The organism is Rhodanobacter sp. UC4452_H20 (assembly GCF_052978205.1).
In genome coordinates this window covers 3,698,206-3,719,439 of sequence record NZ_CM129662.1, presented here as the reverse complement: position 1 = coordinate 3,719,439, position 21,234 = coordinate 3,698,206, and the positions used below count along the sequence as shown (strand labels likewise).

The window sequence follows — 21,234 nt, the reverse complement described above, 5'->3', positions numbered from 1 at the left end:
CTCCTGCTTTCTGTCTCAGCTCAGCTGTCCGTGACAATGCTTGTACTTCTTGCCGGAGCCGCAGGGGCATGGCTCGTTGCGGCCGACCTTGGGGCCGGCATGCTGCACCGGTTGTGCGGCCAGGTGGGCACCGTCTTCCGGGGCCGCGCCGGCACTGCCGAACGCATCGGGCGGCGCGCCGCCGCCGGTGGCGAGCATCTGCTTCTGCAGGCGCTCGGCCATGCGCTGCTGCTCGGCCTCCATCGCGGCGACTTCCTCCTCGCTGCGGATGCGGATGCGCGCAAGCATCTGCACCACCTCGGACTTGATCCGCGCCAGCATGTCGGAGAACAGCTTGAACGCCTCGCGCTTGAACGCCTGCTTCGGGTCCTGCTGCGCGTAGCCCACCAGCGAGATGCCCTGGCGCAGGTAATCCATGCTGGAAAGATGGTCCTTCCAGGCGTTGTCGACCACGGTCAGCATCACGTGCTTTTCGAGCTGGCGCATGGTCTCGGCCCCGATCTGCGCCTCCTTGCCGTGGAACAGCTCGGCGACCGCCTCGTCCACGTGCTTGCGGATCATCTCGGCGTCGATCTCGCTCTGCTGCTCGACCCAGTGCTTGAGGTCGAGCGACAGGTTGAACTGGCTCTCCAGCTCGCGATCCAGGCCGGCGATATCCCACTGCTCGTCGATGGTCTGCGGCGGCACGTAGGTCTGAACCAGGGTCTGCACCACATCCTCGCGGATGTCGGCGACGGTGGCCGCGACCTCCTCGCCCTCCAGCAATTCGTCACGCTGGGTGTAGATCACCTTGCGCTGGTCGTTGGCGACGTCGTCGAACTCCAGCAGGTGCTTGCGGATGTCGAAGTTGTGCTGCTCGACCTTGCGCTGGGCCTTCTCGATCTGCCGGCTGATCATGCGATCTTCCAGCGCGTCGTCGTCCTTCATGCCGAAGCGCTTCATCCAGCGCACCAGGCCTTCGCCGCCGAAGATGCGCAGCAGGTTGTCCTCCAGCGACAGGTAGAAGCGCGAGGAGCCCGGGTCGCCCTGGCGGCCGGAGCGGCCGCGCAGCTGGTTGTCGATGCGCCGCGATTCGTGCCGCTCGGTGCCGATGATGTGCAGGCCGCCGGCGGCCAGCACCTGCTCGTGCCGCTTCTTCCACTCGGCCTTGACGCGCGCGCGGTCCACCTCGCTGGCGCCTTCGGGCAGTTCGGCCAGCGCGGCCTCGAGACTGCCGCCGAGCACGATGTCGGTACCGCGGCCGGCCATGTTGGTGGCGATGGTGACCTGGCCGGGCGCGCCGGCCTGCGCCACGATGTGCGCCTCGCGCTCGTGATGCTTGGCGTTGAGCACCTCGTGCGCCACGCCCGCCTTCTTCAGCAACCCGGACAGCAGCTCGGACACCTCGATCGAGGTGGTGCCGACCAGCACCGGCTGGCCGCGCTTGTGGCAGTCCTTGATGTCCTCGATCACCGAGTTGTACTTCGGTGTCTGCGACAGGAAGATCATGTCCGGGTTGTCCTTGCGGATCATCGGCTTGTGGGTGGGGATCACCACCACCTCCAGGCCGTAGATGCTCTGGAACTCGAACGCCTCGGTATCGGCCGTGCCGGTCATGCCGGCCAGCTTCTTGTACATGCGGAACAGGTTCTGGAACGTCACCGTGGCCAGCGTCTGGTTCTCGCGCTGGATCGGCACGCCCTCCTTCGCCTCGACCGCCTGGTGCAGGCCGTCGGACCAGCGTCGGCCGGCCAGGGTACGGCCAGTGAACTCGTCGACGATGATCACTTCGCCATCGCGCACGATGTAGTCGACGTCGCGCTGATAGATGCCGTTGGCGCGCAGGGCGGCGTTGAGATGATGAACCACCGCGAGATTCTTGGAGTCGTACAGGCCGCTGTCCTGGTCGATCACGCCGGCCTCGCGCAGCAGCTCGTCCGCGTGCTGCATGCCGGCCTCGGACAGATGCACCTGCTTCTGCTTCTCGTCGACCCAGTAGTCGCCCTCGCTGTCTTCCTCGGCCTGGCGGATCATCCGCGGCACGATCTTGTTGACGGCGATGTACAACTGCGGGGAATCCTCCGCCGGGCCGGAGATGATCAGGGGCGTGCGCGCCTCGTCGATCAGGATCGAGTCGACCTCGTCAACGATGGCGTAATGCAGGCCGCGCTGGTAGCGCTGCTCCTTGCTGAGCGCCATGTTGTCGCGCAGGTAGTCGAAGCCGAACTCGTTGTTGGTGCCGTAAGTGATGTCGGCCGCATACGCCGCGTGCTTGTCGGCGTGGTCCATGCCCGGGTACACCACGTCGACGGTCAGGTCGAGGAAGTTGTACAGCTTGCTCATCTGCGCCGAGTCGCGCCGCGCCAGGTAGTCGTTGACGGTGACCACGTGCACGCCTTTGCCCGCGATCGCGTTGAGGTATACCGGCAGCGTCGCCACCAGGGTCTTGCCTTCGCCAGTGCGCATCTCGGCGATCTTGCCCTGGTGCAGCACCATGCCACCGATCAACTGCACGTCGTACGGACGCATGCCCAGGGTGCGGCGCGAGGCCTCGCGGGCCACCGCGAAGGCTTCCGGCAGCAGCTTGTCCAGTGATTCGCCGGCGGCGTAACGCTGCTTGAACTCGGCAGTCTTGCCGCGCAACGCGGCATCGTCCAGTTTCTCCATCTCCGGTTCCAGCGCATTGATGCGATGGACCGTACGTGAAAGCTGACGCAGCACACGCTCGTTGCGGCTGCCAAACAGACTCGTCAGGGCACGATTGAACATCGATTTTCCGGTTGGGGGAACAAGACGCCCGCTGCACGCGCGAGCCAATCGGGCATGTTACTACATGCCCGGTACGGCTCACCCGCTCTGGCGGGATGGAGGTGCCCGCGCCGCGCGGGAACGCCGGCGAACCGTCAGGAACTGGCGGCTGCCGGGACCGGATTCAAGGGATCAGGGCATCCCTAGCGGTGGCTGCGCACGAACGCCAGCGGGTTGACCACGCGATCGTGGTACCAGACCTCGAAATGCACGTGCGAGCCGGTGGAGCGGCCGGTGGAGCCGGCCTGCGCGATCACGTCGCCGACCTGCACATGCTGGCCGGGATGCACGTCCAGCTTGCTGTTGTGGGCGTAGCGGGTCATGTAGCCGTTGCCGTGGTCGATCTCGACCACGTTGCCGTAGCCGCGACGCACGCCGGCGAAGGTCACCATGCCTTCGGCCACGGCATGCACCGGCGTGCCGAACGGCGTGGCGATGTCGATGCCGGTGTGCCGCGCCGACTGGCCGTCGAACGGGTCGGGACGCACGCCGAAATAGGATGAGATGTAGCCATGCACGGGCATGCCGGTGGGCTTCAGGTTCGACTCGATGCGGGCATCGAGCAACAGGCTCTGCAGCGCCGACAACTGCGCCTGCTGGACGTTGAACTGGCCGGTGAGGCGGTCGATGCCGACCTCCAGCGAGGGCGGCATGGCGTAACCGGTGCTGCTGGTGTCCTCGACACCACCGACGGCGGGCGGCTGGTCGAAGTTGAACTCGCCGCTGTCGAGCTTGCCCACCTGCACCAGGCGCTCACCGAGCGCGTTCAGGCGGGTCGACTGCGCCTGCAGCTGGCCCAGCTTGAGCGCCAGGGCGTCCAGGCTGCGCTGCGCATCCGCGCGCACGCCGCCGAGTTCGGCGTTCTGCCGGCGGATCTGCTGCTGCAGGTCGTGGATCTGGCTCAGCGCGCGGTCGCGCGGGCTGGCGATGGCGAGGGTCAGCGCGCCGCCCAGGGCCAGGCAGCCCAACACGCCCAGCGACAACATCGAGAACAGCTTCCAGCGCACCCGCCGGCTGGCCAGATCCAGGGTTTTAGGCAGCTTGCGGGCACGTGAGACGAGTATGATCTGCATGTCTTTCCAAAATCGAATGTCGGCACCATGCACCGCGCGGAACCCGCCACTTCCCGTCGCCGCGACAACGGACCGAAATCCCTTGCCGATTGCGGCTCCTTCGCGTCGCTGGCCCGAAAGGCCGACGCGCTGGAAGCGCTGGACCGCGCACTGCGCCAGACGTTGCCATCGCCGCTGCGCGAACAGGTCAGATTCGCCAATCTGCGCAACAACCGCCTCGTCTTCCTGGCGTCTTCACCGGCCTGGGCGTCACGCCTGCGCTTGATGCAGGCACAGATCCTTGCCTCCGCAAGCGCCGTCGGCGCCTGCGCCAGTTCAGTCACCGTGAAAGTGGCTCCCCAACCACCGGCCGTTACCGTGCCGGAGCAGTCAAAACCGCTTTCGCCAGCCGCGGCCGCCCACCTCAGGGCTGCCGCTGCCTCGTCCACAGACCCCGAATGGCGGGATCTGTTCCTTCAGCTGGCGTCCTTCGCCGAAACCGCTGATTCCCCCGAGAAACCCTCGTACTGAAGGGCGTTCCTGCGAGACGCGCCGCGTCTTGCCGCCGCGGCCGAACCCGCGAGAGCTGCGTTTATACCACGTGAAGAGTTAATGAAAAGTCCAGCCCTCGCCGGGCTGTGACCCAACCCGCGCGGCGAGTGTGTCGCGGTCAACAAAAATGGCCGGATCTTGCGATCCGGCCATTCGGGTGGGCAGTGCCGGAACAGGCCGGCGTGGTTTCGGGTGTCAGATCGCCTGGGCCGGGTGGGCGTAGGAGATCGGCGACACCGCCGGATCCTCGTGGTAGCTGACCTCTTCCCACGCCGAGGCATCGGCGATCAGGGCGCGCAGCAGCTTGTTGTTCAACTCGTGGCCCGACTTGTGCGCGTGATAGGCGCCGATCAGGCTGTGGCCGAGCAGGTACAGGTCGCCGATGGCGTCCAGGATCTTGTGCTTGACGAACTCGTCCTCGTAACGCAGGCCGTCCTCGTTGAGCACGCGGTAGTCGTCGAGCACCACGGCGTTGTCCATCGAGCCGCCCAGCGCCAGGTTGTGCTCGCGCAGCATCTCGATGTCACGCATGAAACCGAAGGTGCGCGCGCGGCTGACTTCCTTGACGAAAGAGGTGGTGGAGAAGTCGATCTCGGCGCGCGAGGTGCGCTTGGAGATGATCGGGTGGTTGAAGTCGATCGAGAAGCCCACCTTGAAGCCTTCGAACGGCTCGAAGCTGGCCCACTTGTCGCCTTCCTGCACCTTGATCGGCTTCTTGATGCGGATGAAGCGCTTGGCCACCGGCTGCTCCTCGATGCCGGCGGACTGCAGCAGGAACACGAACGGTCCCGCACTGCCATCCATGATCGGCACTTCCGGCGCCGACAGGTCGACGTAGGCGTTGTCGATGCCGAGCCCGGCCATCGCCGACAACAGGTGTTCGACGGTGGCCACGCGCACTTCACCATTCATGAGCGTGGTGGACAGGCGTGTGTCGCCGACGTTGTCCTGGCGTGCGCGGATGTCCACCGGCGGATCGAGATCCGTCCGACGGAAAACGATGCCCGTGTTCGGCGCGGCGGGACGCAAGGTCATGTAGACCTTGTCGCCCGTGTGCAAGCCGACACCGGTCGCCCGGATGATGTTTTTAAGCGTACGCTGCTTGATCATTATTGTTGGGACCCGTGGAGGCAGCAGCCAATCAGGAGCGGATGCTAACACAGTTTTAACCTGGGATAAAAGCAAACCGCACCGTACAGTCTGGTTAAGCCTTCATCTTTCTTTCATCCTTGGGAACTGGCGCACATTTGGCGCCCGCCAGCGCCGAAAGATAAGGAGCGAAGCCCGGGCCTGGGACGGGAATCCGGCCCGGGACATCGCTTCGGCACCGCGGCGACAAATCCGCGGCCCTGCCCCGCGCGCCCATCCCGGCGCACGGCATCGGGTGCCAACCAACCGCCGTCGCCGCAGCCATCGTCGCGCCATCGCGGACCTTGCAAACGGCCTGCCGCAAGGCAGCCATTCGTGAGGCAATGGAGTGACTGACCGACCCGGCGGGCGATCGTTCAACGCATCGACATGCTCCGCAATGCTCCTCAATCAGCCTGCCGGCGCAGGAATGCCGGGATGTCCAGGTAATCGAGGCCGGCATCGCCATGCTTGGCCGCTGCGCTGGACTCGGTCCGAGCCTGCACCTCCGGCTGGGCATAGTCCACCACCTCGTTGCCGGTGCCGGTGCGCAGCACCACCGGGCGCGGACGCATCTGCATCTGCTGGGTTTCGACCATGCGGATCGGCGGCTGGCTGCGCGAGGCATTGGCGCGGTTGAGGCCGGTGGCCACCACGGTCACGCGCACGTCGTCCTTCATGTCCGGGTCCAGCGAGGTGCCGATCACCACGGTGGCGTCTTCGCTGGCGAAGTCGTGGATGATGCGGCCGATCTCGTCGAACTCGCGCATGGTGAGGTTCGGACCGGCGGTGACGTTGACCAGGATGCCGCAGGCGCCGTTCAGGTTGACGTCCTCCAGCAGCGGGTTCTTGATCGCCGCCTCGGCCGCCGCCTGGGCGCGATCGTCACCGCGGGCGGTGCCCGAGCCCATCATGGCCAGGCCCATCTCCGACATCACGGTGCGCACGTCGGCGAAGTCGACGTTGATCAGGCCAGGGGCGGTGATCAGGTCGGCGATGCCCTGCACGGCGCCCTGCAGCACGTCGTTGGCGGCCTTGAACGCGTTGAGCAGGGTGACCTCGCGGCCGAGCACGCTGAGCAGCTTCTCGTTCGGCACGGTGATCAGCGAGTCGACGTGCTGCGACAGGTCCTCGATGCCCTTCAGGGCGACCTGCATGCGCCGGCGGCCCTCGAACGGGAACGGCTTGGTGACGACCGCGACCGTCAGGATGCCCTTCTCCTTGGCCAGCTGCGCCACCACCGGCGCCGCGCCGGTGCCGGTGCCGCCGCCCATGCCGGCGGTGATGAACACCATGTCGGCGCCTTCGAGCATCGCCTCGATCCGTTCGCGGTCCTCCAGCGCGGCCTGCCGGCCGACCTCGGGATTCGCGCCGGCGCCGAGACCCTTGGTCACGTTGCCGCCGAGTTGCAGGTGGGTGCGCGAGCCGCAGTTGGTCATCGCCTGGGCATCGGTATTGGCGACGACGAACTCGACGCCTTCGATGTTGGCGTTGAGCATGTGCGCCACGGCGTTGCCACCGCCGCCGCCCACGCCGATCACCTTGATGACTGCATTGGGTGCAAGTTTATCGATCAGTTCAAACATTTCCCGTCCTCCGTAGAGTTGTTGTCGTTTTAACCGCGGGGAGCGACTCCTGTCGGCCCGTGGTGGTGGGTGGATTTCCTTCCACCCGGGGCGGCAGCTCCTGCGCCGCCCGAAACCGCATTGCTAGAAATTCCGCGTGAGCCAGCCGCGCAGCTTGTCGACCATCCCGCCCATGCTGCTGCCCACCGGTCCGCCGACCCGCGCGCCGCCGGCGCGCGCGCCATGCAGCAGCAGACCTACGCCAGTGGCATGCAACGGACTGGAAACCACCTCGCCGAGACCCTCGACTTGCTGCGGCAGGCCGATGCGCACCATCTTGTGGAAGATCTCCTCGGCCAGCTCCAGCGCGCCTTCCATCTTCGAGGCGCCGCCGGTAAGCACCACGCCGGCGGCGACCAGGCTCTCGTAGCCGGAGCGGCGCAACTGGTCCTGCACCATCTCGAAGATTTCCTCGTAGCGCGCCTGCACGCTCTGCGCCAGCGACTGCCGCGCCAGCCGGCGCGGTGGACGATCGCCGACGCTGGGCACCTGGATGGTTTCCTCCGCATGCGCCAGCCCGGTCAGCGCGCAGGCGTACTTGATCTTGATCTCCTCCGCGTGCGCGGTAGGCGTGTGCACGCCGTAGGCGATGTCGCTGGTGACCTGGTCGCCGCCGACCGGCAGCGACGCGGTGTGGCGAATCGAACCCTGGGTGTAGATCGCAATGTCGGTGGTGCCCGCGCCGATGTCGACCAGGCACACGCCGAGCTCGCGCTCGTCGTCGGTCAGCACCGCCTTGGCGCTGGCCAGCGCGGAAGGAACCAGCTCATCGACGGTGAGTCCGCAGCGCTGGATGCACTTGGAGATGTTCTGCACCGCGGCGGCAGCGCCGGTGACCAGGTGCACGTTGGCCTCCAGTCGCACGCCGCTCATGCCGACCGGGCGGCGGATGCCGTCCTGGCCGTCGATGCGGTATTCCTGCGACTCCTTGTAGAGCACCTTGCGATCGGCCGGGATCGCCACCGCGCTGGCGGCCTCTAGCACCTGTTCCAGGTCGGCGGCGGTGACCTCGCGCTCGCGGATCGCCGCGTTGCCGTGCGAGTTGCGCGTTTCCAGGTGGCTGCCGGAGATCGAGGCGTAGACCGATCGGATGTCGCAACCGGCCATCAGCTCGGCCTCCTCCACCGCGCGCTGGATCGAGTGCACGGTCGATTCGATGTCGACCACCGAGCCACGCTTCATGCCGCGCGAGACGTGGGTGCCGATGCCGATCACGGTGATCGGCTCGCCCGGTTCGTACTCGCCGACGATCGCCACCACCTTGGAGGTGCCGATGTCCAGGCCGACGACCAGCTGCTTTTCATTGCGCGTTTTCATGGCGAGACAGTCATGAGCGGGGTGAACCTCCAGCCGGGGCGCCGGCCGCGTCGGGCCAGCGCACGGCAAAGCCGTTGGTGTAGCGAAGATCGGCGTAAACGAAGCCGTCGGCATGGCCGGCGATCAGCTGCGGGTAGACGTCGAGGAAACGATGCAGCCGGCGGCCGGCCTGCTCGCGGTCGCCGATCACGATGCGCGCGCCGCTGCCAGTGGTGACGCTCCAGCTGCCGCGTTCGGTCAGCGCCACGCCATTGATGCGCAGGTGGGTGCCGGCAAACGCCTTGCTGACATCGGCGTAGAAGCTCACCACCTCGGCCAGCCGCGCATCCGGACCACTCAGGCCGGGCAAGGCGGTCAACTGATCTACGCCGGGGGCGTCGAACACGCGGCCCTGGCGGCTGATCAGCTGCCTGTCATTCCAGCGCGCGAACGGCTGGCGCTCGTAGATGCGCAGTTGCAAGGTATCGGGCCAGCGCTTGCGCGCCTCCACCGACTCCACCCACGGCAACGCGGCGACAGCCTTCTGCACCGCATCGAGATCCAGCGCGAAGAAACCCTTGCCCAGTCGCGGCAGCACCGCCGTGCGGATCTCGGCAGCAGTGACGTGCTTGAACTCCGCCTGCACGGTCAGCTGGGTCACCGGCCAGCGATCGGCGGCAAACCACCCGCGCAGCAACCCGACGACCGGCAACGCGACGAGCGCGATCGCCAGGCACCAGGCAGCGAGGCGGATGGGGCCTTTCACTTTGCGTCTCCTTCGGAGTCGCGGGAATAGGGAATAGGGAATGGGGAATAGGCAGAGCCGGCGTCTGCTGTTTGATGTTCCGATTCCCTATTCCCTATTCCCCATTCCCGCTGGAAGCTTGTTTCCAGCACACGCCAGCACAGTTCCTGGTAGTCGATGCCGGCGGCGGCGGCGGCCTTGGGCACCAGCGAGTGCGAGGTCATGCCGGGGGCGGTGTTGACCTCCAGCAGCCAGGGACGGCCGTTGCGGTCGCGCATCACGTCGACGCGGCCCCAGCCGGCGCAACCCAGCGCGTCGAACGCAGCCAGCGACAGCACCGCCAGTTCGTCCGCCGCGGCACCTTCGGCACCGGGGCAGATGTACTGGGTGTCCTCGGCCACGTACTTGGCGTTGTAGTCGTAGAACGCTCCCTTGGGCACGATATGGATGCTCGGCAGCACCTGGCGGCCGAGAATGGCGACGGTGAGTTCGTCGCCCTCGATCAGGGTTTCCATCAGCAGATCGCCCGGATAGCGCTCGGCCAATTCGACCGCCGCGGCCAGGTCCTGCTCGGCGAACACCCGGGTCACGCCGACGCTGGAGCCTTCGCATGCGGGCTTGACGATCAGCGGATAGCCGATCCGCCGCGCCGCGGCGAGCACGTCCGCGCCACGCGGCAGCGCGGCGAAGGTCGGCGTGGACAGGCCCAGCGATTGCCACACGCGCTTGGAGCGGGTCTTGTCCATCGACAACGCCGAACCGAGCACGCCCGAACCGGTGTACGGCACGTGCAGCGATTCCAGCGCACCTTGCAGCACGCCATCCTCGCCACCGCCGTGCTGGCCGTGCAGGATGTTGAACACACGCGCGAAGTGGCCCGCGCGCAGCGCGTCGAGCAGGGCCGGGATACCGTCGATCGCATGCGCGTCGACGCCGCGCGCGCGCAGTGCGACCAGCACGTTGCGGCCGGAATCCAGCGACACCTCGCGCTCGGCCGAGCTGCCGCCCATGACCACCGCCACACGGCCGAACTGCGCGGGATCGGTGATGCGGGAGGTGCCCGGATTCGTGATTGCGGCCATCATGCGGCCCCCTTCGTCTTGAGTTGGCCGGCGTTCGCCAGCTCGACCGCCGCCGCGCCGATGTCGCCGGCGCCGAGCAGCAGCAACAGGTCGCCGTCGTGCAGCAGGCTGGGCAGGCTGGTGCGGAACTCGCGCGGATGCTCGACCAGCACCGGGTCGACCTTGCCGCGCGCACGCACGGCACGCGCCAGCGCGCGGCCGTCGGCGCCGGCGATCGGCGCCTCGCCGGCCGGGTACACATCGGTCAGCACCAGCACGTCGGCGTCGGCCAGCACGTTGGCAAAATCGTCCAGCAGGTCGCGCGTGCGGCTGTAGCGGTGCGGCTGGAAGGCCACTACCAGGCGCCGCTCCGGCCAGCCGCCGCGCACCGCCGCGAACACCGCCGCAATCTCGCGCGGGTGGTGGCCGTAGTCGTCGACCAGCAGCACGCGGCCGCCATCGATGGCGAGCTCGCCGCGCCGATGGAAGCGCCGGCCCACGCCCTGGAAACCCTTCAGTGCGGCGGCGATCGCCGCCACCTCGACACCGAGCTGCCAGCCGATCGTGGCGGCGGCCAGCGCGTTGAGGACGTTGTGCCGCCCGGGCAGGTTCAGCGTGACCGGCACGGCCGCCGCGCCATCGGGCAACTGCAGTTCGAAATGCATCTCGAAACCCTGCTGGCGCAGGTTCAGCGCGCGCACGTCGGCGTCCGCGCTGTCGATGCCGTAACGGATCACCCGGCGATTGGTGGCCTTGGCCAGCGCGGCCACTTCCGGGTCGTCCACGCACAGCACCGCCAGGCCGTAGAACGGCAGCCGGTGCAGGAAATCGGCGAACGCCTTCTTCACCTCGGCGAAGTCGCCGTGGTAGTTCTCCAGGTGGTCGGCGTCGATGTTGGTGATCGCGGCGATCACCGGCGACAACAGCAGGAACGAGCCGTCCGACTCGTCCGCTTCGGCCACCAGGTACTGGCCGGTGCCGAGCCGCGCGTTGGCGCCGGCCGCATTGAGCTGGCCGCCGATCACGAAGGTCGGGTCGTAACCGGCCTCGGCCAGGACGCTGGCGGTGAGGCTGGTGGTGGTGGTCTTGCCGTGCGTGCCGGCGATCGCGATGCCGCGGCGAAAACGCATCAGCTCGCCCAGCATTTCCGCACGCGGGATCACCGGGATGCGCGCCGCGAGAGCAGCAGCCAGCTCCGGGTTGTCCGCCTTGATCGCGCTGGAGGTGACCACCACGTCGGCGCCGGCGACGTTCTCCGCGGCGTGGCCCACGTGCACGGTGAGGCCCAGCCGCTGCAGCCGCTGCACCGTGGGTGAGCCGGCACGGTCGGAACCGGACACCGCGTAGCCCAGGTTGTGCAGCACCTCGGCGATGCCGCTCATGCCCACGCCGCCGATGCCGATGAAATGCACCCGGCGAAACGTGCTCATCGGGTCCTGCTGGGCGGAGAGCCGGCTCATGCAGCCACCTCCGTGCAGGCGCGCGCGATCACCTGCGCCGCGTCGGGCTTGGCCAGCGTGCGTGCCGCTTCGGCCATGGCCAGCAGGGCGGTTCGATCGCCGAGCAGCGCAGCCAACCGCTGCGCCAGTTGTTGGTTGTCCAGTGCATTCTCCTGCATGATCTCGGCGGCGCCGACCGCCGCAAGCACCTCCGCGTTGCGCGTCTGGTGGTCGTCCACCGCGTACGGAAACGGCACCAGCAAGGCGCCGAGCCCGGCGGCGGAAAGTTCGGCCAGGGTCAGCGCACCAGCACGGCAGACCGCCAGGTCCGCCCAGCCGTAGGCATCGGCCATGTCGTCGATGAAGGCCACCACGCGCGCTTCCACGCCGGCCTGCGCATACGCCGCGCGTGCCTCGTCGAGGCCACGACTGCCGCACTGGTGCAACACCTCGGGACGCTGCCCGGGTTCGAGTCGGGCCAGCGCCTGCGGCACCGCGAGATTCAGCGCACGCGCCCCAAGGCTGCCGCCCAGCACCAGCAGGCGTGGCGCACCCGGGCGATCGGCCATGCGTTGCGCCGGCGGCGGCAGCGCGCCGATCACCGCACGCACCGGATTGCCGACCCACTGCGCCTGCGGCAGCACGCCGTCGAAGCCGGCCAGCACGCGGCGCGCCAATGCGGCCAGCTTGCGGTTGGTGAAACCGGCCACGCGATTCTGTTCATGCACCAGCAGCGGCCGCCGCAGCAGCCACGCGGCGAGACCGCCGGGGCCGGCCACGTAGCCACCCATCGACAGCACGCTGCGCGGACGCAGCCGCCGCAGCAACGCCAGCGAGGCAAGAAGCGCGCGCAGCAGCATCAGCGGCGCCAGCAGCCGGGTCTTCCAGCCCTTTCCGCGCAAACCGCCCACCGCCACCGTGTGCAACTCGATCCCGTGCGCCGGCACCACCCGCGTCTCCATCCCGCCGACCGCCCCCAGCCACGCCACCGGCACACCTTGCCCGCGCAGGCATTCGGCCACCGCCAGTCCCGGGAAGATGTGTCCACCGGTGCCGCCGGCCATGATGAGCACCGGTCGCGGATCGGCAAAAGCAGGCCGCGCCCCGCGCCGGTCTTCGCCCATTCCCGATTCCCGCGTCGCGGCGTTCATGCGGCCTCCGCCTCGCGCGGCGTCACCGCGGCATTCGCGTCGGCCACGGTCACGGCTGCCGGCATGCGCGTGGCCATCTGGCGGGCGTCCAGCGCGCGGTTGATCTCGAAGGTGGCGCGCAGCAGCACGCCGGCCATGGCACAGGTGAGCACCATCGAGGAGCCGCCGTAGCTGATCAGTGGCAGGGTCAGGCCCTTGGTCGGCAAGGCGCCGAGGTTCACGCCCACCGACACGATCGCCTGCATCGCCAGCATCAGCGACACGCCGAACGCCACGTAGCCGGCGAAGCGCTGGCCCACGTCGACACCCTTCAGGCCCACCTGCAGGCCGCGCCACACGGCCAGCGCGAACAGGCCGATCACCAGCACCACGCCGGCCAGCCCCAGCTCCTCGCCGATCACCGCGAAGATGAAATCGGTGTGCGCCTCGGGCAGGTAGGAGAGTTTCAGCACGCTGGACCCCAGGCCCACGCCGTCCCACTCGCCGCGGCCGATCGCCATCAGCGACTGGGTCAGCTGGAAGCCGTCGTTGAACGGGTCCTTCCATGGGTCGAGGAACGAGGTCAGCCGCTTCATGCGGTAGCTCTCGCCGGTCGCCGCGATGTACAGCAGCGGCATCAGCGGCAAGCCCATCAGGAACAGGAAGATCGGCCGCGCCCCGCCCAGCCAGACCATCGCGATGGTCACCGCGATCACCAGCGTGGCCGAGCCGAAATCCGGCTGCACCAGCAGCAGCAGCACGATGATGCCGGCCACGGCGATCGGCTTGATCAGGCCGAGGAAACGGTTCTCCACGCTGTCGCGGTGGCGTACCAGATAGCTGGCGATGTAGATCACCAGGATCAGCTTCACCGCCTCCACCGGCTGGAACGTGGTCACCAGCAGGTTGAGCCAGCGCCGCGCGCCGTTGATGCGCATGCCCAGGTGCGGCACGAACACCGCCAGCAGCAGCAGGAACGCCAGGGCCAGCAGCGGAAACGCGTACTTCTCCAGCAGCCGCAGCTCCGTGCGCATGGCCAACCCGGCCGCGACCATGCCGATCCCGAGGAACACCAGGTGCCGGCGCAGGAAATAGAACGCACCCAGCTCCTGGCTGTCCGCCACCGCGATCGAACTGGACGCCACCATCACCACCCCGATGCTGGCCAGCCCCACCAGCGCAACCAGCAGCCACGGGTCGAAATGCCCCCGCGGGCCATTGCGACGACGAGCCTGGGAGGCGGCGTCAAACATTTGCTTGCTCCGCTGCGAGGGAATAGGAAATAGGGAATAGGGAATGGGAAGAGCATGCGGGCGCACGGTCGCGACGCACTGCGCGCTCTTTCCCATTCCCTATTCCCGATTCCCTATTCCCGGCTTTCATCAGCGCACCTTCAACGTGGCAAGACCGACCAGCACGAGGACGACGGAGATGATCCAGAAGCGCACGATCACGCGCGGCTCGGGCCAGCCCTTCAGTTCGAAGTGGTGGTGCACCGGCGCCATGCGGAACACCCGCTTGCCGGTGAGCCTGAAGCTGGCCACCTGGATCATCACCGAGGCGGTTTCCATCACGAACACGCCGCCCATCACCAGCAGCACGATCTCCTGACGCACGATCACCGCGATGCAACCCAGTGCCGCGCCGATCGCCAGCGCGCCCACGTCGCCCATGAACACCTGCGCCGGATAGGTGTTGAACCACAGGAAGCCCAGCCCCGCCCCGGCCAGCGCGCCGGTGACGATCGCCAGCTCGCCCGCGCCGGGAATCGCCGGCACGCCGAGGTACTCGGAGAACACCCGGTTGCCGGCCACGTAGGCGAACACGCCCAGCGCGCCAGAGACCAGCACCGTCGGCATGATCGCCAGCCCATCCAGCCCGTCGGTGAGGTTCACCGCGTTGGAGAAGCCCACGATCATGAAGTAGGTGATCACCACGAAGAACAGCCCCAGCGGCACCACCACGTGCTTGAACAGCGGCACGTACAGCGCGGTCTCCGCCACAGTGGCGCCATGCACGGCGTGCGGCGCGGTGTAGAACAGGAACAGCGCCGCGCCGAGCCCGAACACCGACTGCCAGAAATATTTCCAGCGGCTGGCCAGACCGCGGCTGTCCTTCAGCACCAGCTTGCGGTAGTCGTCGTAGAAACCGATCGCGCCGAAGCTCAGCAGCACGCCGAGCACCACCCATACGTAACGGTTGTGCACGTCGGCCCACAGCAGGGTGGCCACGGTGACCGAGAGCAGGATCATCACGCCGCCCATGGTCGGCGTGCCGGCCTTGACCAGGTGCGTCTGCGGACCGTCGCTGCGCACCACCTGGCCGGCCTTCAGCGCGGCCAGGCGGTTGATCAGCCACGGCCCGCACAGCAGCGACAGCGACAGCGCGGTGAGCGCAGCCATGATGGCGCGGAAGGTGATGTACTGGAACAGATGCAGGGCGGTGAAATGCCGCGCCATCCAGTCGGCCAGCTCAAGCAGCATCGTTCGCACCTCCGTGGGCGGGCGCGGCAATGAGCGCGGCCACCACCTGTTCCATGCCGGCCGAACGCGAACCCTTGACCAGGCAGGTGACGCCCGCATGCAGCTGCGCGCGCAGCGCGTCGATCAGGGCCGGCTTGTCGGAAAAATGCTCGCCGCCGGCGCCGAACGCCTCCACCGTGGCCGCGCCCAGCGGACCGACCGCGAACAGGCGATCGACGCCGCGCTCGCGCGCCCGCTCACCGATGCCCGCATGCAGCGCACGCGCGTCCGCGCCCAGCTCGGCCATGTCGCCCAGCACCAGCCAGCGCTCGCCGCCGGCCAGCAGCAGCGTGTCGATGGCAGCCGCCATGGAACCGGGGTTGGCGTTGTAGCTGTCGTCGATGACCATCCAGCCGCCGACGGCAACCAGGCGGCGCAGGCGACCGGCCACGCCGGAAACCTGCTCCAGCCCGGCAACGATGGTTTCCAGCGGCACCTGCAACGCCAGCGCCACCGCAGTGGCGGCCAGTGCGTTGGCCACGTTGTGGCGACCGGGCAGCGGCAAATTCACCTCGGCCTCGCCCGCCGGCGTGTGCAGCATGAAGCGCGAACCGTCGGCGCGCAGTTCGATCGCACCGGCGCGCACGTCGGCCGGTTGCTCCAGGCCGAAACGCAGCGTCTTGCGCGCACCGGCGAGCCCGCCGAAGAAGCTGGCAAAGCTGTCGTCCGCGTTGATGATGGCAATGCCGTCGGCCGGCAAGGCCTGGTACAGCGCGCCCTTGGTTTCGGCCACGCCCTCGATGCTGCCCATGCGTTCAAGATGGGCCGGCGCGATGAGCGTGACGAGGCCGATATCTGGCCGTGCGATGGCAGCGAGATAGGCGATGTCGCCGGGCTTGCCCGCACCCATCTCGAACACCGCGTATTCGGTGTCGCGCGGCATTGCCAGCAGGCTCAGCGGCAGGCCCAGCTCGTTGTTGTAGTTGCCGCTGCTGACGTGCGTGCGGCCATGGCGCGACAGGATCGAGGCGACCAGGGTCTTCACCGTGGTCTTGCCGTTGGAACCGGTGATGCCGACCACGCGCACGTCGCGTTGCGCGCGCACCGCGCTGGCCAGGTCGCCCAGCGCCACCTCGACGTCGTCGACGCGCAGCTGCGGCAGCGCGCTGTCGACCGGATGCGTCACCAGCGCCGCCACCGCGCCGCGGGCCAGCGCTTCGTCCAGGTAGTCGTGGCCGTCCACGTGCTCGCCCTTGATCGCCGCGAACAGTTCGCCCGGGCGCAGCTTGCGCGTGTCGATCGCCACGCCGGTGATCTCGGCCTGCTCCAACGTCGCGTCGCCGTCGAGCAGGCGACCGTGCAGCCACATCGCGATGGCGCCCAGCCGCATCATGCGTGCGACTCCCGGCCCAGCCGGTCCAGCGCGGTGCGCGCCACTGCCAGATCGTCGAACGGATGCTTGCCGGTGGCGCCGTCCTGGTAGGTTTCGTGGCCCTTGCCGGCAATCAGCACCACGTCGCCGGCGCGGGCCAGCTCCAGCGCGTCGGCAATCGCCACCGCGCGATCGCGCTGGACCGCCATCGCCTTTGCGTCGGCCATGCCGGCCACGATTTGCGCCACGATCGCGTCGCCGTCCTCGCCACGCGGGTTGTCGTCGGTGACGATGGCGATGTCCGCCAGCCGCGCCGCGATCGCGCCCATCAGCGGGCGCTTGCCGGTGTCGCGTTCGCCGCCGCAACCGAACACGCAGATCAGCTTGCCCGCGCAATGCGCGCGCAGGGCGGTCAGCGCCTGCTCCAGCGCATCAGGCGTGTGCGCATAGTCGACTACCACCAGCGGCAGGCCGTGCCATCCGCCCAACCGGTTCATCCGGCCATTGACCGGTTGCAACTGCCCGGCCACCTGCACGATGCGTTCGAACGGTTCGCCCAGTGCGCCAAGGCAGGCGATCACGGCGAGCAGGTTGGCGACGTTGAAGCGGCCGAGCAGGTGGCTGTGCAGTGCGCGGCTGCCCCACGGCGTGCGCAATTGAAAGCTGAGCCCGCTGGCCGAAGTCACCACGTCTTCGGCGGCGACATCCGCCGCGCTCTCGCCGGCCGCGCTGAAGCGCAGCACGCGCAGGTTGTCGGGCAGCGTGCCGGCCAGTTCGCGGCCGAAGCCGTCGTCGCTGTTGAGTGCTGCCACGCGCAGGCCCGGCATCGCGAACAGCATGGCCTTGGCCGCGCCGTAGGCTTCCATCGAGCCGTGATAGTCGAGGTGGTCGCGGGTGAGATTGGTGAAGGCCGCCGCCTCGAATTCCACCCCGGCCACGCGCCCCTGCACCAGCGCGTGCGAGGACACTTCCATCGCCACGTGGCTGACGCCGGCATCGCGGAAGCGCGCCAGCAGCGCCTGCACGCTGATCGCGTCGGGCGTGGTGCGCTCGCCTTCGAGCAACTGGCCATGCACGCCGGCGCCCAGCGTGCCGATGGTCGCGGCGCGGTGGCCGAGCGCCGTCCAGGCCTGCGCCAGCAACTGCACGCACGAGGTCTTGCCGTTGGTGCCGGTGACGCCGACCACGCGCATCGACTCGCTGGGCCGGTCGTGGAAGCGCGCCGCGATCTCGCCCACCTGCGCATGCAGGTCGTCGATCCACAGCACCGGCACGTCGAGCGCCGCGACATCCTCGGCCGGGGCTTCGGCCAGCACCACGCGGGCACCACGCTGCACCGCGTTGGCGGCGAACGCGATGCCGTGCGCGCGGCCGCCGCGCAGCGCGAAGAACGCATCGCCGCGGCGCACCTGGCGCGAGTCCAGGGTCATGCCGGACACCACCATGCGCGCCGCCGCCGGGTTTGCCGCCAGCTGCGCATCGGCGATCCCCAGCAGCAGCTGATCGAGGTGGCCGGTGCTCATGGCGTGCCCTCGTCGATCGGCGCGTCGTCGATCGGCGCTTCGACCGGCGGCTTGCTGCCCGCGAGGCCGCCGGCGCCCTGCAGCGGGCCGCCGACGTACCAGCGGCCGATGTTGTCCGGCGGCACGTCGAGCAGGCGCAGCGCACCGCTCATCACGCGCGAGAACACCGGCGCGGAGACCATGCCGCCGTAGTAGCTGCCCTTGCTCGGGTTGTCGACCACCACCACGCCGACCAGGCGCGGGTTGGTGGCCGGCACGATGCCGGCGAATGCCGCGGTGTAGCTGTGCTTGTCGTAGCCGCCGGCGTTGGCCTTGTGCGCGGTGCCGGTCTTGCCGGCGACCGCGTAATTGGCGATGCGCGCCTGCGGCGCGGTGCTGCCGGGGCCGGTCACGGTCTCCATCATCCCGATCAGCTCGTGCGCCACCTCGGGCGAGATGATCTGGCGCGAGGGCGTCTCCGCGTCCTTGATGAAGCTCGGGCCATGCATCAGGCCGTTGTCGGCGATGGTGGCGTAGGCGTTGGCCAGCTGCAGCACGGTGACGTTGAGGCCGTAGCCGTAGCCGAGGATGGCCTTTTCCAGCGGCCGCCAGTCGGCGCCGATGCGCAGGTAGCCGGAGGCTTCGCCGGGGAAGCCGCTGTTGGTGCTGTTGCCGAAACCGAAGGCGCGGTAGGTGTCGTACATCAGCGTGGTGTCCAGATCCATCGCGATGTGCGCCGCGCCCACGTTGCTGGACTTGGTGATCACGCCGGTCGGCGTCAGCAGGCCGTAGTTGTGCGTGTCGTGGATGTCGTGGCCCTGGAAAAACCAGTGTCCGCCGGTGGTGTCGATGATCGGGCTGGTGGGGGTGAACTTGCCGCTGGACAGCGCCGCGGCCATCAGGATCGGCTTGATCGTCGAGCCCGGTTCGAGCACGTCGGTCATCGCGCGGTTGCGGCGCTGGCCGGCGCGGCTGGAGTCGAGCGCGTTGGGGTTGTAGGTGGGCAGGTTGACCATCGCCAACACCTCCCCGGTATGCACGTCGAGGATCACCATCGAGGCCGAATCGGCCTGGAACTTGTCCACGGTGCTCTTCAGTTCGCTGTAGGCCAGGAACTGGATGCGCCGGTCGATGCTGAGGGTGAGGTTGCGTCCCGGCTTGGGTGCGCGCACCTGCTCGACGTCTTCCACCACGTGGCCCATGCGGTCACGGATCACCCGCTTGGCGCCGGGCTTGCCCGAGAGCCAGTCGTCGTAGGCCAGCTCCAGCCCCTCCTGGCCGTGGTCGTCGATATTGGTGAAACCCAGCACGTGCGCGGTGACCCCGCCGGATGGGTAGAAGCGCTTGAACTCGCGCTGGCCGTTGATGCCGGGGATGCCCAGGTCCAGTACCGCCTGCGCGGCTTCGGGCGACATCTGGCGACGCAGATAGACGAACTCGCGGTCCGAGCGCTGGGCCAGGCGGCTCTTCAGCTCGTCCGCATTCACGCCCAGCGCGCGCGCCAGATCCGGGATGCGCTGGTCGTTGTCCAGCACCTCGGAGGGATTGGCCCAGATCGAGGTCACCGGCGTCGACACCGCCAGCGGCTCGCCATTGCGGTCGAAGATGGTGCCGCGCGAGACCGGGATCGGCATCTCGCGCAGGAAGCGCGCGTCGCCCTGGCGCTGGTAGAACTGCTTGCGTACCACCTGCAGGTCGAACGCTCGCGCGACCAGGCCGGTGGCGGTAAGCCCGAGCAGGCCGGCGACCAGATACATGCGCCGGCGCGCGCTGGGGCCGCTCGCCTGGCGGCGACCGCGTGCGGCTGGCTTGGCGTGTTTGCGCATGTCCATCAGCGCAGCAACCGGATGTCTTGCGGGCGCGGATCGACCATGCCCAGCTTCTGCCGTGCCTCGTCGTCGATGCGACGCGGCTCGGCGTAGGTGGCCTGCTCCAGTTCCAGGCGGCCGTATTCGATGTTGAGGTCGTCGCGCTGGTTCTGCAGCTGGGTCAGTTGCACGAACAGCACGCGGCTTTCGTGGCGCGTCCACACCACGCCCAGCGCGCTGGCCACCGCGGCCACCAGCAGGAGTGCGCAGATCACGGTGCTGATCAGCTTCACGCGGCGACCTCCCGCGGCAGCTTCTCGGCCACGCGCAGCACCGCCGAGCGTGACCGCGGATTGGCGGCCAGCTCGGCCTCGGACGGGAATTGCGCCTTGCCGATTGCCACCAACTGCGCCGGCGCCCCCTGCACTGGCGGTCCGCGACGACTGTTCTGCACGCGTCCGGAGTGGTCGCGGATGAACAGCTTCACCGCGCGATCCTCCAGCGAGTGGAAACTGATCACCGACAGCCGCCCGCCCGGCTTGAGCCGTTCCAGCGCGGCGTCCAGACCCTGCTGCAAGGCGTCCAGCTCGCCGTTCACGCGAATGCGCAGCGCCTGGAAGCTGCGCGTGGCCGGATGCTTGCCCGGCTCGCGCCGGCCCACCACGCGCTCGATCAGCGCGGCCAGCTGGCCGGTGCGGGTGAACGGGGTGGCGTCGCGATCGGCCACGATGGCGCGGGCGATGCGCCGGCTGTGGCGCTCCTCGCCGTAATTCCACAGCACGTCGGCAATCTCGCGCTCGCTGGCGTGAGCGAGGAAATCGGCGGCGCTCTCGCCCTGCGTGGTGTCCATGCGCATGTCCAGCGGCGCATCGGCCATGAAGCTGAAGCCCCGCGCGGCCTCGTCCAGTTGCGGCGACGAGACGCCCAGGTCGAGCAGCACGCCGTCGAGCCCGGCGGCGGTCTCGTCCCATTCGGCCAGGCTGGAGAAGTTGGCGTGGCGGATCGCCACCCGTGCGTCGGCGGCAAACTCGGCCCGCGCAGCGGCGATCGCGGCCGGATCGCGATCCATCAACAAGAGCCGGCCGGCCGGACCCAGGCGCGACAGCACCGCGCGCGCATGACCACCGCGCCCGAACGTGCCGTCCAGATAGCGCCCGTCTGCCTGCACGGACAATCCCTCCACCGCCTCGCCCAGCATCACCGGGACATGCTGCAATTGCACCGAGCGCACTCCCGTCCCATCCCGCATGATTCCGCCACGCCCGCGCCTGTGGA

The 21,234-nt window shown here is 68.5% G+C and carries 17 protein-coding genes; 1 reads left to right on the top strand and 16 read right to left on the bottom strand.

What is annotated here, in order from left to right; genetic code table 11:
• Positions 1-15: 15 nt before the first annotated feature.
• A complete protein-coding gene (gene secA, locus ACVCMC_RS16970; RefSeq protein WP_447098159.1) occupies positions 16-2,748 on the bottom strand; it encodes a preprotein translocase subunit SecA in 2,733 nt (910 codons plus the stop codon).
• A gap of 182 nt (positions 2,749-2,930) precedes the next feature.
• Positions 2,931-3,860, bottom strand: a complete 930-nt coding sequence (locus ACVCMC_RS16965; RefSeq protein WP_447098158.1) for a peptidoglycan DD-metalloendopeptidase family protein — start codon at positions 3,858-3,860, stop codon at positions 2,931-2,933.
• Between the two features lie 27 nt (positions 3,861-3,887).
• On the opposite strand from ACVCMC_RS16965, the gene ACVCMC_RS16960 reads away from it, so the two are divergent.
• On the top strand, positions 3,888-4,370 hold the full coding sequence (locus tag ACVCMC_RS16960) for a DciA family protein (RefSeq protein WP_447098157.1): 483 nt from the start codon (positions 3,888-3,890) through the stop codon (positions 4,368-4,370).
• Positions 4,371-4,586: 216 nt separating this feature from the next.
• On the opposite strand, the gene lpxC is transcribed toward ACVCMC_RS16960, so the two are convergent.
• The 14 genes from lpxC to rsmH all read right to left on the bottom strand — a co-directional run bounded on the left by lpxC (position 4,587) and on the right by rsmH (position 21,208).
• Complete coding sequence (lpxC, locus tag ACVCMC_RS16955; RefSeq protein ID WP_395120094.1) at positions 4,587-5,501, bottom strand: UDP-3-O-acyl-N-acetylglucosamine deacetylase; 915 nt, start codon at positions 5,499-5,501, stop codon at positions 4,587-4,589.
• Positions 5,502-5,926: 425 nt separating this feature from the next.
• Positions 5,927-7,105 (bottom strand): cell division protein FtsZ, encoded by a 1,179-nt coding sequence (gene ftsZ / locus ACVCMC_RS16950; protein WP_447098156.1) that lies wholly within the window; start codon positions 7,103-7,105, stop codon positions 5,927-5,929.
• Positions 7,106-7,228: 123 nt separating this feature from the next.
• Complete coding sequence (ftsA, locus tag ACVCMC_RS16945; protein ID WP_447098155.1) at positions 7,229-8,461, bottom strand: cell division protein FtsA; 1,233 nt, start codon at positions 8,459-8,461, stop codon at positions 7,229-7,231.
• 10 nt (positions 8,462-8,471) lie between these two features.
• Positions 8,472-9,206, bottom strand: a complete 735-nt coding sequence (locus ACVCMC_RS16940) for a cell division protein FtsQ/DivIB (RefSeq protein WP_395120097.1) — start codon at positions 9,204-9,206, stop codon at positions 8,472-8,474.
• The gene (locus ACVCMC_RS16935; RefSeq protein ID WP_447099527.1) at positions 9,203-10,267 is read right to left on the bottom strand and encodes a D-alanine--D-alanine ligase; all 1,065 of its coding nucleotides are present in this window, start codon (positions 10,265-10,267) and stop codon (positions 9,203-9,205) included. The genes ACVCMC_RS16940 and ACVCMC_RS16935 overlap by 4 nt, the downstream gene beginning before the upstream one ends.
• Positions 10,267-11,706: a UDP-N-acetylmuramate--L-alanine ligase gene (gene murC, locus ACVCMC_RS16930; protein WP_395120098.1), complete on the bottom strand. Its 1,440-nt coding sequence runs from the start codon at positions 11,704-11,706 to the stop codon at positions 10,267-10,269. The genes ACVCMC_RS16935 and murC overlap by 1 nt, the downstream gene beginning before the upstream one ends.
• Positions 11,703-12,809 (bottom strand): undecaprenyldiphospho-muramoylpentapeptide beta-N-acetylglucosaminyltransferase, encoded by a 1,107-nt coding sequence (gene murG, locus ACVCMC_RS16925; RefSeq protein ID WP_395121242.1) that lies wholly within the window; start codon positions 12,807-12,809, stop codon positions 11,703-11,705. The genes murC and murG overlap by 4 nt, the downstream gene beginning before the upstream one ends.
• Positions 12,810-12,832: 23 nt before the next feature.
• Positions 12,833-14,068, bottom strand: coding sequence for a putative lipid II flippase FtsW (gene ftsW / locus ACVCMC_RS16920; protein WP_395120099.1), 1,236 nt, complete (start codon positions 14,066-14,068; stop codon positions 12,833-12,835).
• Between the two features lie 129 nt (positions 14,069-14,197).
• Positions 14,198-15,298: a phospho-N-acetylmuramoyl-pentapeptide-transferase gene (gene mraY / locus ACVCMC_RS16915; RefSeq protein WP_395120100.1), complete on the bottom strand. Its 1,101-nt coding sequence runs from the start codon at positions 15,296-15,298 to the stop codon at positions 14,198-14,200.
• The gene (locus tag ACVCMC_RS16910) at positions 15,288-16,670 is read right to left on the bottom strand and encodes a UDP-N-acetylmuramoyl-tripeptide--D-alanyl-D-alanine ligase (RefSeq protein WP_447098154.1); all 1,383 of its coding nucleotides are present in this window, start codon (positions 16,668-16,670) and stop codon (positions 15,288-15,290) included. The genes mraY and ACVCMC_RS16910 overlap by 11 nt, the downstream gene beginning before the upstream one ends.
• A complete protein-coding gene (locus ACVCMC_RS16905; protein ID WP_447098153.1) occupies positions 16,667-18,172 on the bottom strand; it encodes a UDP-N-acetylmuramoyl-L-alanyl-D-glutamate--2,6-diaminopimelate ligase in 1,506 nt (501 codons plus the stop codon). The genes ACVCMC_RS16910 and ACVCMC_RS16905 overlap by 4 nt, the downstream gene beginning before the upstream one ends.
• On the bottom strand, positions 18,169-19,983 hold the full coding sequence (locus ACVCMC_RS16900) for a peptidoglycan D,D-transpeptidase FtsI family protein (RefSeq protein ID WP_395120103.1): 1,815 nt from the start codon (positions 19,981-19,983) through the stop codon (positions 18,169-18,171). Before ACVCMC_RS16900 ends, ACVCMC_RS16905 begins: the two co-directional genes overlap by 4 nt.
• Positions 19,983-20,243 carry a cell division protein FtsL gene (ftsL, locus tag ACVCMC_RS16895; protein ID WP_395121244.1) on the bottom strand — a complete coding sequence of 87 codons (261 nt, stop codon included), beginning with the start codon at positions 20,241-20,243 and terminating at the stop codon, positions 19,983-19,985. The genes ACVCMC_RS16900 and ftsL overlap by 1 nt, the downstream gene beginning before the upstream one ends.
• 5 nt (positions 20,244-20,248) lie before the next feature.
• Positions 20,249-21,208 (bottom strand): 16S rRNA (cytosine(1402)-N(4))-methyltransferase RsmH, encoded by a 960-nt coding sequence (gene rsmH / locus ACVCMC_RS16890; protein ID WP_447098152.1) that lies wholly within the window; start codon positions 21,206-21,208, stop codon positions 20,249-20,251.
• Positions 21,209-21,234: the final 26 nt, after the last annotated feature.

Excerpts from the sequence above, each read along its gene's own strand:
- rsmH (WP_447098152.1), bottom strand. The coding sequence starts at position 21,208 with ATGCGGGATGGGACGGGAGTGCGCTCGGTGCAATTGCAGCATGTCCCG.
- ACVCMC_RS16960 (WP_447098157.1), top strand. The coding sequence starts at position 3,888 with ATGCACCGCGCGGAACCCGCCACTTCCCGTCGCCGCGACAACGGACCG.
- ftsZ (WP_447098156.1), bottom strand. The coding sequence starts at position 7,105 with ATGTTTGAACTGATCGATAAACTTGCACCCAATGCAGTCATCAAGGTG.
- lpxC (WP_395120094.1), bottom strand. The coding sequence starts at position 5,501 with ATGATCAAGCAGCGTACGCTTAAAAACATCATCCGGGCGACCGGTGTC.
- ACVCMC_RS16900 (WP_395120103.1), bottom strand. The coding sequence starts at position 19,983 with ATGGACATGCGCAAACACGCCAAGCCAGCCGCACGCGGTCGCCGCCAG.
- murG (WP_395121242.1), bottom strand. The coding sequence starts at position 12,809 with ATGGGCGAAGACCGGCGCGGGGCGCGGCCTGCTTTTGCCGATCCGCGA.
- secA (WP_447098159.1), bottom strand. The coding sequence starts at position 2,748 with ATGTTCAATCGTGCCCTGACGAGTCTGTTTGGCAGCCGCAACGAGCGT.
- mraY (WP_395120100.1), bottom strand. The coding sequence starts at position 15,298 with ATGCTGCTTGAGCTGGCCGACTGGATGGCGCGGCATTTCACCGCCCTG.
- ACVCMC_RS16905 (WP_447098153.1), bottom strand. The coding sequence starts at position 18,172 with ATGAGCACCGGCCACCTCGATCAGCTGCTGCTGGGGATCGCCGATGCG.
- ftsA (WP_447098155.1), bottom strand. The coding sequence starts at position 8,461 with ATGAAAACGCGCAATGAAAAGCAGCTGGTCGTCGGCCTGGACATCGGC.
- murC (WP_395120098.1), bottom strand. The coding sequence starts at position 11,706 with ATGAGCCGGCTCTCCGCCCAGCAGGACCCGATGAGCACGTTTCGCCGG.
- ACVCMC_RS16965 (WP_447098158.1), bottom strand. The coding sequence starts at position 3,860 with ATGCAGATCATACTCGTCTCACGTGCCCGCAAGCTGCCTAAAACCCTG.
- ftsW (WP_395120099.1), bottom strand. The coding sequence starts at position 14,068 with ATGTTTGACGCCGCCTCCCAGGCTCGTCGTCGCAATGGCCCGCGGGGG.
- ACVCMC_RS16910 (WP_447098154.1), bottom strand. The coding sequence starts at position 16,670 with ATGATGCGGCTGGGCGCCATCGCGATGTGGCTGCACGGTCGCCTGCTC.
- ACVCMC_RS16935 (WP_447099527.1), bottom strand. The coding sequence starts at position 10,267 with ATGGCCGCAATCACGAATCCGGGCACCTCCCGCATCACCGATCCCGCG.